At 35.6% G+C, this 17,072-nt stretch carries 9 protein-coding genes and 2 tRNA genes; 8 read left to right on the top strand and 3 right to left on the bottom strand.

Annotated elements, in window-relative coordinates; translation table 11 throughout:
• Nucleotides 1–11 precede the first annotated feature (11 nt).
• A complete protein-coding gene (locus IP023_RS14025) occupies nucleotides 12–1,010 on the top strand; it encodes a mannose-1-phosphate guanylyltransferase (RefSeq protein ID WP_241791024.1) in 999 nt (332 codons plus the stop codon).
• 106 nt (nucleotides 1,011–1,116) lie between these two features.
• Here the strand turns inward: IP023_RS14025 and IP023_RS14020 are convergent.
• Nucleotides 1,117–1,188, bottom strand: a tRNA-Glu gene (locus IP023_RS14020).
• A gap of 271 nt (nucleotides 1,189–1,459) precedes the next feature.
• Nucleotides 1,460–1,531 (bottom strand) — tRNA-Glu (locus IP023_RS14015).
• A gap of 1,110 nt (nucleotides 1,532–2,641) precedes the next feature.
• Here IP023_RS14015 and IP023_RS14010 point away from each other — a divergent pair.
• The 4 genes from IP023_RS14010 to IP023_RS13995 are packed head-to-tail and all read left to right on the top strand — an operon-like array spanning nucleotide 2,642 to nucleotide 10,257.
• Nucleotides 2,642–4,108 carry an IPT/TIG domain-containing protein gene (locus IP023_RS14010; protein ID WP_241791023.1) on the top strand — a complete coding sequence of 489 codons (1,467 nt, stop codon included), beginning with the start codon at nucleotides 2,642–2,644 and terminating at the stop codon, nucleotides 4,106–4,108.
• A gap of 1 nt (nucleotide 4,109) precedes the next feature.
• On the top strand, nucleotides 4,110–7,196 hold the full coding sequence (locus IP023_RS14005; protein WP_241791022.1) for a SusC/RagA family TonB-linked outer membrane protein: 3,087 nt from the start codon (nucleotides 4,110–4,112) through the stop codon (nucleotides 7,194–7,196).
• 5 nt (nucleotides 7,197–7,201) lie between these two features.
• Nucleotides 7,202–9,256, top strand: a complete 2,055-nt coding sequence (locus IP023_RS14000) for a RagB/SusD family nutrient uptake outer membrane protein (protein ID WP_241791021.1) — start codon at nucleotides 7,202–7,204, stop codon at nucleotides 9,254–9,256.
• 17 nt (nucleotides 9,257–9,273) lie between these two features.
• Nucleotides 9,274–10,257 carry a DUF4973 domain-containing protein gene (locus tag IP023_RS13995; RefSeq protein WP_241791020.1) on the top strand — a complete coding sequence of 328 codons (984 nt, stop codon included), beginning with the start codon at nucleotides 9,274–9,276 and terminating at the stop codon, nucleotides 10,255–10,257.
• Between the two features lie 1,131 nt (nucleotides 10,258–11,388).
• Here IP023_RS13995 and IP023_RS13990 read toward each other — a convergent pair.
• On the bottom strand, nucleotides 11,389–11,607 hold the full coding sequence (locus tag IP023_RS13990) for a hypothetical protein (protein ID WP_241791019.1): 219 nt from the start codon (nucleotides 11,605–11,607) through the stop codon (nucleotides 11,389–11,391).
• Nucleotides 11,608–12,358: 751 nt separating this feature from the next.
• On the opposite strand from IP023_RS13990, the gene IP023_RS13985 reads away from it, so the two are divergent.
• The 3 genes from IP023_RS13985 (at nucleotide 12,359) to IP023_RS13975 (ending at nucleotide 16,697) form a co-directional block, all read left to right on the top strand.
• Nucleotides 12,359–14,056 (top strand): fimbrillin family protein, encoded by a 1,698-nt coding sequence (locus tag IP023_RS13985; RefSeq protein ID WP_241791018.1) that lies wholly within the window; start codon nucleotides 12,359–12,361, stop codon nucleotides 14,054–14,056.
• Nucleotides 14,057–14,166: 110 nt separating this feature from the next.
• Nucleotides 14,167–15,735 (top strand): SUMF1/EgtB/PvdO family nonheme iron enzyme, encoded by a 1,569-nt coding sequence (locus IP023_RS13980; RefSeq protein ID WP_241791017.1) that lies wholly within the window; start codon nucleotides 14,167–14,169, stop codon nucleotides 15,733–15,735.
• A 59-nt stretch (nucleotides 15,736–15,794) separates the two neighbouring features.
• Complete coding sequence (locus IP023_RS13975) at nucleotides 15,795–16,697, top strand: fimbrillin family protein (RefSeq protein ID WP_241791016.1); 903 nt, start codon at nucleotides 15,795–15,797, stop codon at nucleotides 16,695–16,697.
• Nucleotides 16,698–17,072: the final 375 nt, after the last annotated feature.

Here is a 17,072-nt window from a genome sequence, read left to right as displayed (position 1 = left end):
AAACCAATTATATGAGTAAAGTAATACACGTGATTCTCTCCGGCGGAGTAGGGAGCAGATTGTGGCCCCTATCACGTAAGAGTAATCCAAAGCAATACCTGAAGCTCTTCAAAGAGGGCTCTTTATTTGCGATGTCTGTTGAGCGCAACCGCAATCTATGTGATGCGCTTTCGGTAGTCGGCAATGTAGATAATTATACCTTGAGCGAGGAGGTTTTAACCGAAATGAAGCTTCCGTATACCAATATTATAGAATCTACACCCCGCAATACGGCGGCAGCCATTGCATTCGCTGCATTAGCGGCAGATCCTTCGGATATCCTTTTGGTGACACCATCCGATCATGTGATCGTCGGCAAGGAGCAGTATGATCAAGCGATACAAGAGGGTATTGCCAAAGCACGCGAAGGTTATATTGTTACTTTCGGGATTCAGGCGACACGCCCAGAAACGGGTTTTGGATATATGGAGTACCGTGATGATCAGGTGCTTTCATTTCGGGAAAAACCCAATAGAGAGACCGCTGAGGATTTCTTAGAGCGCGGCAATTTCCTGTGGAATTCAGGGATGTTTTGTTTTCGTGCCGATACGTTATTGAATGAGCTACAGCAATATGAGCCTTTGGTATATTCCACGGTGCTGACAGCATGGCAACATCAGCATGATGGTCTCCTAGATGAGGGCTTATCCAAAAAAATCCCTTCCATCAGTATTGACTATGCGGTGATGGAGCGTTCCAAAAAGATACGTGTTATACCAGGGCACTTTGAGTGGTCTGACTTAGGGTCTTTTGAATCCCTTTATGATTATTTGATATCAACGGGATATCCGGTGGATGAAAATGGTAATATGCTCATCGGTACAGATAGATACAGTGCCTTTGTGGGACTCAAAAATACTATTATGGTAGATACACCTGATGCGCTTCTTTTCCTGCAAAAGGAAAGTTCGCAAGATGTAAAAAAAGTATATAATACCTTAGAAAAGCATCAATCCAAATTGATTGATTAATACCCTGTGCTATTGATCGATGTAGCACCTCTCTTTTGCTCGCCTACATAGGGGCATGGGAGGGTATAATAAATACAAAAAGCAACTCTTTTGAAGTTGCTTTTTCTAGCCCGTAGGGGAATCGAACCCCTGTTTCTAGAATGAAAATCTAACGACCTAACCCCTAGACGAACGGGCCTTTTTGTTTTGGTGACGCAAAGGCTTATAATCTGACATAAGGAGCATTTTCTTATTTTTTACAGAAAATCACTTTGTTGCTTGGGAAGTTCGTGTACGCTAGTTAATCGATATTTTGTGCTAGATGCACTTTTCAAGCGCTAATTAATAATTTACTTTAGTAGTAGGATTGTAACAGAAAGTAGGCAATTTTTATTCTTTAATAGCAATTTACAGCGCTAAAGCCTGGAGCTAATAAATAAAAAAAGCAACTCTTTTGAAGTTGCTTTTTGTAGCCCGTAGGGGAATCGAACCCCTGTTTCTAGAATGAAAATCTAACGTCCTAACCCCTAGACGAACGGGCCTTTTTGTTTTGGTGATGCAAAGGTAATTATTATAAATAAATAACGCAAAATTTTTTTTAATTTTTAGTTTCAAAATATTTGGCTAGCCAATTTTATAATCTGTTGTTTATATAGCTTACTGTATTTTCTAATATCCTCAAACCCCAAGGGCGTAAAAATATTGAGCTGTTGAGGTATTATAAATAGATTATTTTATACAATATTCTTGTAGTCAGCTGCTTGGTTGTTTTTGTGAAATTGATTCTGGTTCATAATCGGGTATTAATCCGAAAAATATTACTTCAATTCGCGTTCTTATTTTAGATAGTATAATTTTTCCCCATATTATATACTTTTATAATAAACTGTTTGTTATTGTAGTAAGTGAAACAATCAATTTGAAATTCGAAATTTTTAGAATCTATTATTTTGTGTTTAACTCAATGTTATTTTATTTTAAATTATTCCTTGTAAATGAGTAATTTATAAATTATCTTTATTTTATTAACCAATTATAACTTCGAGAATTATATAGACCTTATCAAAATAATCCGTTGTTATAAATTTTTGTAGAAACAAATGTTTTATAGTTTTCTTGACTTGGCTTTATTTAGCTAAATCGAATTAGCTTTATTTTCGGCTGCTTCTATAGCGTAAATAATTCAATAGCTAGTTCAGTATGGCATTATTTTGCTAAATCGAATTAGTTGGTGTTTTGTCCGTTTTTTGTGGGCTTAAGGCCCTTTTTTATGGCGATATGAAACGTACGCACCTTTTTTGCGACGTGATTTGAAGGAGTAAATATTTGATGGAATATATACACAATTGATAATAGTATTCTTTTTTGCAGATCCTCTCCCTAATGGGTTTTTTATTTTGTACGATTTTTTAAGGTGTCTTTTTAGTTACTAAACGTAAATAATGATGTCCAGGTTGCGCTAGATTATGTGCAACTGTTGGTGATTTGCATACTACTGAATTTCCCTTCGGGATGAAAATTATACCAGAGATAGAAGTGTCTCTAACTGGTAAAAGTAATTATGCGCTTGGTGCTAGTAAAATATATGCTTAAAGATAAGGTGCAATGCAAGTAGTAGTTTTTTTAAAATTATTGATAACCAATTTTAAATTATGATTATAAAACAAGTTAAAAAAATCAATAATTCAACTCGGAGTAGGATTCTCTGGGTAATTGTTGTGCTGGGTTTTGTGTTACTGACTGCTTGTGAAAAGGAGTCCTCATCACAGGAAGAAGCATTGCCTTTTGACGCCGCAAAGCCTGTTGTTGTTTCTTCTTTTTTACCCAAGGAAGGAGGAATGGGTCAGCGTTTAGTGATTTATGGAGAGAATTTTGGAAATGATCCGAAGAAGTTGACCGTTTTGATTGGCGGTAAAAAGGCAACGGTTGTAGGTGCGAAAGGCAATTCCCTATACTGCTTGGTGCCACGACAAGCCTTTGGAGGTGAGATTGAGGTTCAAGTAACGGAGGATAATAAAGTCGTAGTCGGAAAATCTGCTGTAGCATTCGACTATCAACGAAAGATGGTTGTTTCCACGATTATTGGCTACCGCAATTCAAGAGGAGATGAACCTTGGCGTGATGGGAAGTTTAAAGATCCAGACCAAAATAAGATGGCTAGTGGTTTTTGGAATCCTTCATTTATGAAATTTGATCCAGCGAATCCGAAGCATTTATGGATGACATTTGATGGTAATAATGGTCTTTACTTGATCAATTTTGAAGATAGTACTGTCACCAAAAAGCGTTCCGATTTTGATCGGCCTAGAAGTGTAGACTTTACAGTTGATAAGGAATATATGATTATTGCAGAAGACCGGGGCGGTGAAAATGATAGAGCAGTATATAGGCTTTCCAGAGAAAAAAATTGGCAAGATATGGAAATATTAACCCGTTATAAACAGGCTAATGGTGCTTCTATTCACCCAATAAATGGTGAGTTATATTTCAATAGCTATGAAAAAGGTCAATTCTTCCGGTTTGATTTGCTTAAATATTTCGAAACAGGCCTTGGCGATAAAGAATTCGAAACCTTATTCGTAGTACATGATCCTCAATGGGAATATAAAATATTTATTCATCCTACTGGCAACTATGCATATATAAATGTGATTAACCAACATTACATTCTCCGGGTCGATTATAATTGGGAAAAGAAACGTTTCAACCAACCTTATCTTGTATGTGGGCGACTGAGTGGTGGCGGCTATGAAGATGGTGTGGGATCATCTGTGCGTTTACAAAATCCATATCAAGGAGTTTTTGTCAAAAATGAAAACTACATACTAGAAGGGAAAGCTGATGTTTATGATTTCTATTTTACTGACCAATTGAATCATGCTATACGTAAACTTTCTCCAGAAGGAAGTGTTACGACTTTCGCAGGTAGAGGAAGCTCTAGCCTTAACAATAATCCTTATGGATATGTCGATGGTGATTTACGAGAGGAGGCACGTTTTGATCGTCCATCAGGCATTGCCTATAATGAGCTTGAAAGAGCTTTTTATATTGGTGACCAAGAAAACCGTAGGATTCGCAAGATAGCATTAGAAGAAATGGATGAAATTAACCTGGATTGATATGAAGCATAAAATAGTAATGATGTGTATGATGATTCTAGGCTTTGCTATTACTGCTTTAGCCCAAGAATTAGTCGAGGTAACTGGTTTGGTTCTCGATGAAAATAAAAAACCTTTAGTTGGGGTTAGCATTTCCATAAAAGATTCCCCGGGATTTGGGACTACAACGAATTATCAAGGGGCCTATAAAATCAAAGTGGAAGAGTATAAAACACTTGTTTTTTCTCATGTCGGTTATAAAAGACAAAATATTATAGTAAAAAATAGCCAAATCATTAATGTGACAATGGAAGAAGCAGAGCTAAATGCATTGGACGAAATTGTGGTCACCGGAACCGGAACACAGACCAAGCTGACGCTGACAGGTGCTGTGAGTACGGTAAATGTAAATGACCTTAAATCTAATCCTACTTCTAGTTTGTCCAATGCTTTAGCCGGAAATGTTCCCGGCGTGATGGCTATGATGCAATCCGGACAACCGGGCAAAAATATATCTGAATTCTGGATACGCGGTATATCTACTTTCGGAGGTGGAAATAGTGCTTTGGTATTGGTCGATAATATGGAGCGTAATATCAATGATATCAATATTGAGGATATAGAATCTATTTCGGTATTAAAAGATGCTGCTGTTACCGCGATTTATGGTTCTAAAGGAGCTAATGGTGTAATTCTTATAACCACTAAAAGGGGTAAAGAAGGAAAGATTAGTATCAATTTAAAAGATGAAGTTATCTATAATACTCGAACGATTACCCCTCGTTTTGAAGATGGAGCTACTTATGCCAATTTATTGAATGAGGCACGAATAACACGTAATAATGAACCAATTTATCAACCCGAAGAGCTAGAGATTTTACGATTAGGGCTTGATCCTGATCTTTACCCAAATGTAGATTGGCAAGATTTGCTGCTCAAAGATGGAGCAATGACATATCGTGCCAACCTTAATATGAATGGTGGTGGTTCTACAGCACGCTATTTTATATCTGGAAGTTATATTGATGAGGGTGGAATGTATAAGTCAGATGAAACGCTACGTAAAGATTACAATACCAACGCCAATTTTAAAAGATATAATTATCGTCTTAATACGGATATCGATGTGACCAAAACTACCTTATTGAAAGTCGGGGTTGCTGGATCATTGGATAAGCGAAATAGCCCTGGGCTTGGGGATAATGATTTTTGGGGTGTACTTTTTGGCTATTCTCCGATTAGGACTCCTGTTTTATATTCCAATGGCTATGTTCCCGCCATTGGTGCTGGAAACCAAACAAATCCTTGGATAGTGGCGACACAAACAGGATTCAACGAAAACTGGAATAATAGTATTCAGACCAATGTAGTCTTGGAACAAAATTTTGATTTTATCACTAGAGGGCTACGTTTGAGAGGGATTTTTGGGTTTGACACCAACAATAGTAATACCATTAGAAGGTTAAAATGGCCCGAGCAATGGCGCGCTGAACGATCGAGAGATGAAAATGGGAATCTGGTCTTTAGTCATGTTTCTCCTCCTCGGGAAATGTTTCAAGAAAGCTGGGCCAGCGGAAATAGAAGGGAATTTTATGACCTAATGTTGAATTATAATACAAATATTGGAAAACATAATTTGGGTGCTGTTGTCCGGTTTACACGCGATGCACTTGTGCGTACAGTGGATTTAGGAGATGACATTAAGAATGGTATTTCTAGACGAAATCAAGCTTTAGCAGGTCGAGCGACTTATAACTATAACAATAAGTATTTCGCTGATTTTAACTTTGGATATAATGGTTCAGAGAACTTTGCTTCTGGTCAGCAATATGGTTTTTTTCCAGCGTTTTCTACTGCATGGAATATATCTGAAGAATCTTTTGTGAAAGATAAAATTGATTGGATGGGTATGTTCAAGATCCGTTATTCATGGGGACGCGTAGGTAATGACCAACTGATGGGAGGCGAGCGTTTCCCTTACTTATATAGTATTAATAGATTTCCAGGCAATGGTTATGAATGGGCTGATTTTGGATCTAGTCGCTATTATGGGGGAATGGCCTATAATCAAGTGGCTTCTCCTTATGTAACTTGGGAAATGGCAACAAAACAGAATTTAGGTATTGATCTTTCCTTATTCAAAAATAAAGTCAATGCTAATTTTGATTTTTTTGATGAAAAGAGAGAAGGGATATATATGTCTAGAAACTTTTTGCCCGCTACGGTAGGGCTACAGAGTGTTCCAAGAGCAAACGTTGGTGCAGTAAAATCTAGAGGTTTCGAAGGAAGATTAGAATATCACCAAAAAATAGGTGAATTGAATTTGTCCGCAAGGAGTAACATAACTTATAGTAAAAATGAAATAACTGAAATAGATGAAGAGAATAATGTCTATGGATACCAAAATAATAAAGGATATAGAGTAGATCAAGCTAAAGGGCTTATTGCTATGGGTTTATTTGAGGATTATGACGATATACGGAATAGCCCTAAGCAAATGTTTGGTATATACCAACCCGGGGATATTAAGTATAAAGATGTTAATGGAGATGGTATTATCGATGATGGCGATCGTGTCGCAATTGGTGCCACGCGTAGGCCTAATTTAATATATGGAATTGGTACATCTGCTAGTTGGAAAGGATTTGACTTAAGTGTACATTTTCAAGGAGCAGGAAAATCGACATTCTCTACCTATGGTAAAACAGTTTATGCATTTAGTGAAGGAGAGTGGGGACAGGTAATGAAAGGTGTAATGGGTGATAATCGCTGGATTTCTTCAGAAATATCAGGTGATCCTTCTACAGAAAATGTAAATGCCTCTTATCCGCGTTTAAGCTTTGGATATAATCCGAATAATTTTAGAGAATCTACATTTTGGCTCCGTAATGGGCAGTACATTCGCCTGAAAACATTGGATATAGGTTATAATTTACCTCAGAGTTTTACGAGTAGAATCAAAATAAATAATATCCGCCTTTTTGTAGTGGGAACCAATCTGCTGACCTGGTCCAAATTCAAATTATGGGATCCTGAGTTAGCGAGTCCGCGTGGTGAAGATTATCCATTAGCAAAATCTTACACATTTGGTATCAATGTTAATCTATAATTGAAATGAAAAAGATATATATAGTATTGCTGCTTGTCCTAGGGACGGGAATTTTTATATCATCCTGCAAAAAGGACTATCTAGAATCAGGTCAATATTTTAAAGATAGGCTGACGACAGAAAAAGTTTTTGAAAGTAAGGTTTATTCGGAAGAATGGTTGGCGCATGTTTTTGATGAATTGAAAGGTGAGAATGCAGAGGTTGCCAGTAAAGGAAATACACCGTTTAATTTTTCTGATGATATGTATTATGGTGATCGTGATAAAGATTATGATCCATCAAAGAATGAACTTTCCTATAATATGTTTAAGATGGGGCAATATACAGAAGGGGACAAACAAGCTTCCTGGATCCAATCCTATAGAGGGATAAGAAATGCTTCCACTTTTATTCATAATATTTATATGAATAAAGAAATGACAGCTGACGAAATAACAGATTATAGAGGACAAGCCCGTTTTGGGAGAGCGTATCTATATTGGTTGCTCTTAAAGAAGTATGGCCCTATTCCTTTATTGCCGGATGAGGGAATTGATTATACACTAAGCTATGATGATCTCGCTATACCAAGAAGTAGCTATGAACAATGCGCAGAATTTATCGCTAATGAGATGTTACAGGCAGCTAAGGAAATGGCATCTTTGGGATTAAATCGTGGTCAAGATGCTTCCGCAAGACCTACCGTAGGGGCAGCTCTTGCTACACGTGCTAAAGCGCTGTTGTATGCCGCTAGCCCAATTAGTAATGGTAATAATATGCCTTTTGCAGCGATGTTGGTAGATGACAAAGGAAATAGATTGCTCTCTCCAGAGTATAAAGAAGAGAAATGGGCCAAGGCGGCAGCAGCAGCACGCGATGTAATGGAGTTGGGCATATATAAATTGTATACCACGGGAAGACAGACAACGGGCAATAATGCCACAATTGTGCCTCCAGATGACAATAACTTCTCTAAAGGAAATTGGCCTGTAGGATGGGCAGATATCGATCCCGAAAGATCATATTCGCACGTATTTGATGGTACATTGCAAGCTTCAGGAAATCCAGAGCTTATTTTTACACGCGGCAATAATCAGCTCGGTGAAGGTATAGATGCAATGGTAATACACCAGTTGCCACGATCTGCAATTGGATGGAATACGCATGGCCTTACACAAAAGCTGATCGATGCGTATTATATGAACGATGGTAACGATGCCCCTGGTAAAGATCAAGAAATAGGTCGTGGAAATGGCTCTTCTCGTTTAACAGGATATGTGACCCAAGGGGATTATGAAGCAGGCAATTATAAACCTTTAAGGGCGGGAGTGTCGCTACAATATGCCAATAGAGAGCCGAGGTTTTATGCTTCAGTAGCTTTTAACGGTAGTTTTTGGACATTATTTAATGAAACACAAGAAAGAAATAGAAATCAACAAGTCTTTTATTACCGTGACGATAGTAGAGGGAATGGTTTTAACTCTTCCAATGCATACTGGCTGCGCACAGGATTCGGCGTGAAAAAGTATGTACATGAAAGTGATTCGTATGAAGGAGGCAATATAAGTAAAGTGGTCAAGAAGGCAGAGCCTGCTATGCGTTATGCAGATATTTTGTTGATGTATGCGGAGGCGCTTAATGAACTTGATGGATCCTTTAGTATTCCGTCCTGGAAAGGGGAAGTCTATACGATAAGTCGTGATATAAATGAGATAAAGAAAGGAGTACATCCTGTTCGTATTCGTGCCGGTGTACCGGATTATAATCCTTCTATTTATACCAGCAAAAATGATTTGAGAAATGCCCTTAAGCGCGAAAGGTTTATTGAATTAATGGGAGAAGGTCAGCGCTATTTTGATTTAAGAAGATGGTTGGATGCTCCAGTGGAGGAAGCCTTACCAATCTATGGCTGCAATGTCTTGATGAATTCCCAAGAAAGGGATTTATTTCATCAGCCGATCGCTGTTTGGGCCTTGAAAACTACATTTTCAGACAAGCTATGGTTTTGGCCAATAAGTCATACCGAATTGAAGCGTAATAAAAAATTAACTCAGAATCCAGGATGGACCTATAATGATTAACTAAAATGATGAATCTTATGAAAAAGTCATATATACATTGGTATCTTTTTTCCATATTTCTACTATTCACTTCGTGTAATGATGAATGGAAAGAGGAACAGTATGAACAGTACATTTCTTTTAAAGCACCATTGGAATCTGAAGGAATTACAAATATTTATGTTCGTTATCGCGAGCAAGAAAGTTCTACATATTTGCAACCTCTGGTTGTTAGTGGTTCCACATTTACTAATCCTTCTTGGGATGTTTATATTGGCGTAGATACGGATACCCTAAATACACTTAATTATGAAAGATTTCAAAATCGCCTAGATTTCTATTTTAGAGAGCTAAATCCCTCGTACTATTCGTTTCCATCAACCGTTAATATTGAAAATGATAAAAATGTAGGATTGTTAAAGATTGATTTTAAATTGAAAGATATTGATATGGCAGAAAAATGGGTTCTTCCACTATCTATTCTGAACGATCCGGCTAATAAATATCGACCGCATCCTCGTAAACACTATAGCAAAGCATTGCTAAGGATAAACCCTTTCAATGATTATTCGGGGACTTATAGTGGAACGGCATTAAAGATTAGTATGGCAGGTTATGAAAATGAAACCCCAATTGTAAAAAGCGACATCAAAAGTTATGTAGTAGATGAGAATACAATATTTTTCTATGCAGGTAATATTGATGAAGAAAGAAGTGATCGACGGAATTACAAAATATATGCTACATTTCTTGAATCGGGAAGTGTAAATTTTTGGTCCGATAATCCTGAATTGAATTTTAAATTGAATAAGGATGCTAGCTATACTGTTACAGAGCAGAAAGATGCGGTCAGACCGTATCTCTTGCATCGATATATCACAATTAATAATATCGATTACTTATTTACAGATTATACAATGGTACCTAATTATAAAATAAATTATAGTGTAAATGGATCTTTAATTCTTGAACGTCAATTAAATACTCAAATTCCAGATGAAGATCAATCTATTGAATGGTAAATAGGAAATAATATTCTTCGTATTTAATAACAAACGAAAGATATATATAAAGCAAAAAAGCAACTCTTTTGGAGTTGCTTTTTTAGTAGCCCGTATGGGAATCGAACCTAATGAGCATCAATCTCGTTATCAATATTTTATAAACTCTCCGTTTCCCAACTCACCGAGTAACTCGCTGGTTAGACATACGTTGTGGCTGCAATTATTAATTAATAATGGTAATAATTAAATTTTTAATATTTCATATTTTTGAATTTCATCATATGTTAAACAATCCTCTAGACTATTATGTGATTTACAATCATTCAAAAATTTACAAATGAAGAAAAACTAATCTTCTTTATGTACTGATATATGTTTCAGTAGTACTTTATTATTTATTTCAAATTAATCTAAAAATTTATTTTATTGAAATGAAATTCTGTACAACAAATTATAAAATATGAATTTTTCTACGTTGCATAAGTTGGTTCAGTTCATCTTGACTAAGATTTAGATTGTGAATATTCCACTGCACATGCTTCATTTTTTTCTCTCTGAATTTTTCTTTATCATCCATAATTCTTTGAAATGAATATGGTTCTGCTTGGACAATCATGGTCCAAATTATAATCGCAATCTTTCTTGCAGTTACCATAATAGCAGAAACACGGCCTTTTTTGAAGGCTATTCCTTTGAAAAATGGTAATAGTTCGTGGTTTTTTTGATTACCAATTGTGTTTGCAACATGTCTTTAAGCAGTAGCAATGATATTTTTCCTTTTTTGACTTTACTACTTAATATTCGTCCACCATTAATTTTATTATTTGGTACGAGTCTAAGCCATGAACCAAAATTCTTTGCAGTTGGAAATTTATATATCGTCACCGAGTTTAATTATTAGGAGCAAGGCTGTATTATGACTCGCTCCTTTTATTGCAAAAAATATTCGTTCTAAAAAACTGTTAAGAGATTCTTGCTATATTAAATGCTGGCGAATTTTTATTTTTTTCCTATTGTAATTTCTAAATAAGATTTCCTGTTCTTTTGATATTTTACGCTCATGGGAATATTCAACTAGAAGCTTTTCAATTATTTCGTCAATGCTTTGTTAAGGTGACGATAATGCTCTAAATAGGCTTTTCGGGAGGGTTATAGCTTTAAGCTCGGATTATCAACTCTTTGCTCCATGTACCAATTAATGATTTCGCTATTTTTTATTTTTAGTATGTATATCAACTCATAATGATAGATGTGATGGATTCCGCTGTCCTGCCAAGATTGCCTCAATGATGGTCTTCCGGATTTTACAGGTATTTCTCTCAAAGCGACATCTAATCTTACATTCATCTTTCGGTGAGATTTTTGCATTTTTAATGTTTAAAGGGCTAACTGTTTTATCAAATGCTGCTGATTATCAAAATAGGTTTTCAATTCTTGCATGACGACATTAAAATCACTTAAAACTCTGCTCTCTGTAGAGGACTAAAATTGATTGCCATTAGCTACCTGTACTTTCCATGGCCACTATTAATCTCATGGCTGCGGAGATATTTTATCACGTCGTGATGATCTCTAGTGTATCCAGCATAAGACCTAACATTTTCAATTTTTTTATCTACAGCAACAACGTGTATGCGAAAGCCAACATAAATTCCTGCTGATTTAAGGTTAACAATTTGTTAAGCAATTGTGTTCTTTTCCATAGTGTAAAAAAACAGAAAACCATGGAATACATTCTTTAATTCAAAAAAAATTGTACGGGATTCCAATAGGATCACCAATTTATTCGTCAGGTATCTAAACCTAAAGATTAGATCTATGCACCCCAACCAGTGTTCCTTAACACCCTATTTAAACAATATTTAACGCTTTTTTTGTTATTTGTCCACCTTTTGTCCTCTATTGATTTTAAATTTCTAATTTTTATTTTCTCTAAATTTGTGTAATCAATTTTTGAAGTTTTAACCACATATTTCTTTCGACAAAAGATTAATAAATAAATAAATGGATAATAAAATTATTGATTTAAGGAACGATAGTTCTTTTTTTTTAAATATTATGCTTGATAGCAAACTATTGAATTTTAATAAAAAAAAGACTCTATCTATAATTGTGTAATATGAAAAATAGATTAATAGGTATTTGTGCTATAGATTATTTTAAACAAATTGTTAATAATCGCTGTTTAATGTTTCTATTTTTTGTAATTGCAGGATTCTTCTTTCAGGGTTGTAACCGTAAGGAAGATATTAATATTTTAGAGAGCATTGAACAAATTCAATTTCATCCTGTGCGTGGATTAAAGGCTTCTGTAGATAGATCATGGATTGTCGGAGAAGGATTTGGAGTATTTATGCTTAATTCAGGCTCTAATAACCTTTTCAATGCATTCGAAAAAAACAGACGATTCACTTACAATGGGACTTTAGGTCAGGAGACTTTTAATCTTTCAGATGCTGGATCTCCTTTATATTATCCTAATTCTGGGAATGTTGATTTTATTGCTTATTCTCCATATCATTCAACTGTACAGCAGATTTATCCTGTTAATGTTAGTGTACAAACTAATCCTACTGCAATAGATCTTTTATACAGTAATAATGCAAAAAGAATCCCTAAAAGTAGTGTTCCAGTGGATCTTACTTTTGAGCATCAATTAAGCAAGATTAGATTTGTATTAACTCTAGGTCAGGGTTTTGACCAGACGGATCAGTCTTCGTTTTTAATTTCAATCAAAGGGATGCCAAATGAAGTAGATTTTGATTTAGGAAATGGAACGTTTGGTCCAGCAATAAATAAGGCTGACATCAATATTGGTTCTGCTAGGGAAGCCATTATTATACCTCAAGAAGGCAGTGCCGGAAGATCATTCGTTTTTAACCATAAAGGCATTGAATACACATATAATTTGGATCATACTGAAGATTTTGAAAAAGGCAAGGTTTATGAATATCAGGTCAAAATCATCAATAAAGAAGTTTATGTGTCCCGAGCAAATATTCTATCATGGTTAGATAATGAGGTACCAGTAAGTACTTCTATGGATAAGTATGTATACATCCCTCCAGGAATTTTTCAAATGGGCGCTCCAGATTCATACCCTTATGCTAATTCAGATGAAAAACCTCAACATTGGGTCCGTCTGACAAAGGGATTTTATATGTCAAAATATGAAATAACGGTATCTGAGTATGCTGAATTTTTAAACTCTAAAAATTATGATGGAATACCGGGTAGTTTTTTGCGTAATAAGTATGGTCAGAGTCTAATGTATATAGGAAATGGAATGAATATCTATGTTCCTGTTAAGGTTAATGGGAAATGGGAGGCAAAAAGTGATCAAGTCAATAAACCTGTAAATTTCGTAACCTTTCAAGGAGCTTTAGAATATGCATTATGGGCAGGAGGCACCCTTCCCTCAGAAGCACAGTGGGAATATGCTTGCCGAGCTGGTACAACAACTAATTGGCATTTTGGAGATGATAATTCGTTATTAGATAACTATGAAGTCATAATTTCTGAGGGTAACACTTTACGCACGGATGTTGGAACCAAACTTCCTAACCCTTGGGGATTGTATGATATGCATGGGAATATGGCTGAGTTTGTTTTGGATGACTATTCCGTTTATCAAGCTGCAGCCACAAAAGAGTCTGCTATTGTAGATCCCGTTCAAGCTATAAACGGATCTACGGAAAAGGTATATAGAGGTGGTATTGGAACTGACTTTAAAAATTATCGCTCATCTTATCGATCTTATAAAAATATTGGAGTAATGTCTGAAGTTATAGGGTTTAGAATAATTATACCAGAATAGAAGACCAAGTTACAAATATGAAATATTCAGTCTTTATTTATAAAATGAAAGAAATCAAGATCATATACTTTTTAACACTTTACTGCCTGTTTGTGAGTTGCTCCAAACAAATGGACTTATCTATCACTGAAAAAGGATATTCTAAAGGTGATTTGCAATTTAAAGTAAATGTTAGAACAGATACACAAATTAAAGCAACGACGAGGCCTAAGACAAAGAATGACTATACAACTAATTTTACCGCAGGTGATTCTTTCGGAATATTCGCTGTAGCTTCCGGTGAATCATTAGGATCTTCGAATAATGTAATTCAGAATGCTAAAGTTACATATAATGGCACCATATGGGAGAGTGAGGTCCACTGGAATCCCAATTACTCCGCGTTGGATTTCTACGCATATTATCCGTATAACGCAACATATGTGAACCCTATGGATATGAACATGGCCGTCAAATTAAATCAGCAACAATTAAAAGATTTTAAGGAGAGCGATGTAATGTATGCTACGAAGATGAATGTTCTTAAGGGAGAGATATTAGAATTAAATTTTGCTCATTTATTTGGGATGTTTCAAGTAGAAGTTCCTTTAGAACAACGGAAAGGATATGGACCTGATCATAATTTGAAAATATCAATTAATGGAAATTACAGCGGAAAATTTAATCTTTCCAATCAAAGTTTCAAAGTTGATGCTAATCAAGTTGAACAAATTCAACTTTTTAGAGTTGAGCAAAAGGAAGACCTTAATTATGAGAATAGTTTTACGTACAGAGCTTATTTGCCTGCACAGGAGATTTCAAAGGCGAAAATTATAAAAATGAATCAGGGTAAACAATGGTCTATTGTTAATTTACAGCAAAAAATAATTCTTCAATCAGGGGTTGTGAGGCGCATTGAGGCAAGATCAAATATGGATCAGGTAGCATATATACCAGCTGGAATTTTTCAAATGGGCGCTCCAGATTCAGACCCTTATGCTAAACCAAATGAAAAACCTCAACATTGGGTCCGTCTGACAAAGGGATATTATATGGGAAGATACGAAGTCACTATGTCTCAATTTGCCGAATTTCTAAATGCAACAGGTGTAAGATATAGTTCAAGTGATTTTATTATGGATGGCAAAACGAATAACCCCATTTTTTATTCGGAACGTATAAATAGTCCTATATGGGTAAATAATGCTTGGGTTGTTGAAAGTGGAAGAGAGAATCATCCAGTTACTAATGTCTTCCAGCATGGTGCAAAGTTATACGCAGAGTGGAAAGGTGCTAAGCTTCCTACAGAGGCACAATGGGAATATGCATGTCGTGCAGGAACAAATACATCGTGGTTTTTTGGTGAAAATGTTAACCTTCTAGAACAATATGCTTGGATAAGCCCCTCGGCATCACAAAAGAGAAATGTGGGTGAGTTGCTTCCAAATCCTTGGGGATTGTATGATATGTATGGGAATGCTTTAGAAATTACACAAGATACATATGGAGCATACCCAACAGCCAACGATCCTGAATCAGCTATTGTAGACCCTTTAAGTACCTCGGGAACAGGATACTTTGTAAGTAGAGGAGGGCCATACAACGGTAATTATACGTCTGCTAATTCTAAATTCCGTAATGAGTTGGATACCAAGGGGACAGCCTATAATTTGGGATTTCGAATTGTTTATCCAGAATAGCTTTTTGAAAATAATAAGATTATTAATGAATAAATAATAATTATTAAGAATTTATAGAAATGAGAAAACAATTATTAGCTATCAGTAGTATAGCTTTGTTGATGTTAGCGTCATGTGCTAAAGATAATTTAAATTCAGAAGCACAGTTGCCAATTAGTTTTGATACAAAAGTTAAAAAAGCATCTATCACGACAGGAGCATCCACAACATGGAGTGTGGGGGATAAAATTGGGATTTTTATGATTGACAATGGCACCACTACAGTTAGTGAAGGATCCAACAATCGTGAATATGTTACTGCAAATGGAACAACTTTCAGTCCTACGTCAGGACAGGCATTATACTATCCAGTGTCGGATTCGAAAGTAGATTTTATTTCTTATTATCCTTATAATAGCAGTATTACTGCCTTAGGAAATTATGCTGTAGATGTTTCTTCACAATCTAATCTTGCTGCTATTGATTTACTATGGGTAAAGTCAAACAATGCAGGAACTGGATTCAATAAAACCGCTGGATCCAATGTTCCTTTGAATTTTGATCACAAGCTTTCGAAATTAGTTATCTTGACAAATGCTGGCTCAGGATTGGATAATAATAGTTTAAATTGGAAAAATATGGCTATTTCTATTCAAGGATTGAATACCAAGGCTGATTTTGATCTTGCTACTGGTGTGTTGAATAATAGCAATACTAAAATGAATGTGAGTCCTTTTACAACGGTAGGTGGAACAAAATATGAATCGATTGTATTACCAGCAACTTTCGCACAAGCAGGGGATCTAAAAATTACTTTTACCATAGGAACCGACACCTATGTTTGGACTGCACAGGCAGGAGAACAGTTTGAAGCTGGTAAAGAATACACATATTCCATTAACATTGCCAAAACTGCTGTGGTACTTGATAATGTTAATATTGTAGATTGGGTAACTGTATCCAGAGCCGGAGAAGCTAGATAGATATATTATTGAAAATTAGCGGTAAGAGAAAAAAATAAGGAAATGCTTTAAAAAACCTATCCTTAAATAAAAGGCTTATGATTGTAGATCTATAAGCCTTTTTCCTTCCTGATTTTTAAATATTATCCACCTAGAAATCGCATTATTTTAGGTAATAAATACCAGCTGAAAACCAAATAATGAAAACCATTTCATTGACCTTAAGCTTTCTAATTTGCTTATATTACTACTGAAATAATATTTAGCAGTTCCGAAAAAGGAGGTCCTCTTTCTGTATGGAGCTAAGAGCAGTGCAACTACAACCACTTGTGGCATAGAGTTAGCAGGAATAAGGATTTCCATTCTTAGCGTGGGGTATTCCAGGGAGACCTAGGA

The sequence above is a fragment of the Sphingobacterium rhinopitheci genome (assembly GCF_022627575.1).
Classification (GTDB): domain Bacteria; phylum Bacteroidota; class Bacteroidia; order Sphingobacteriales; family Sphingobacteriaceae; genus Sphingobacterium; species Sphingobacterium rhinopitheci.
Note: the sequence above shows the minus strand (reverse complement) of the source record. Positions and strands in the feature narration are given on the sequence as shown.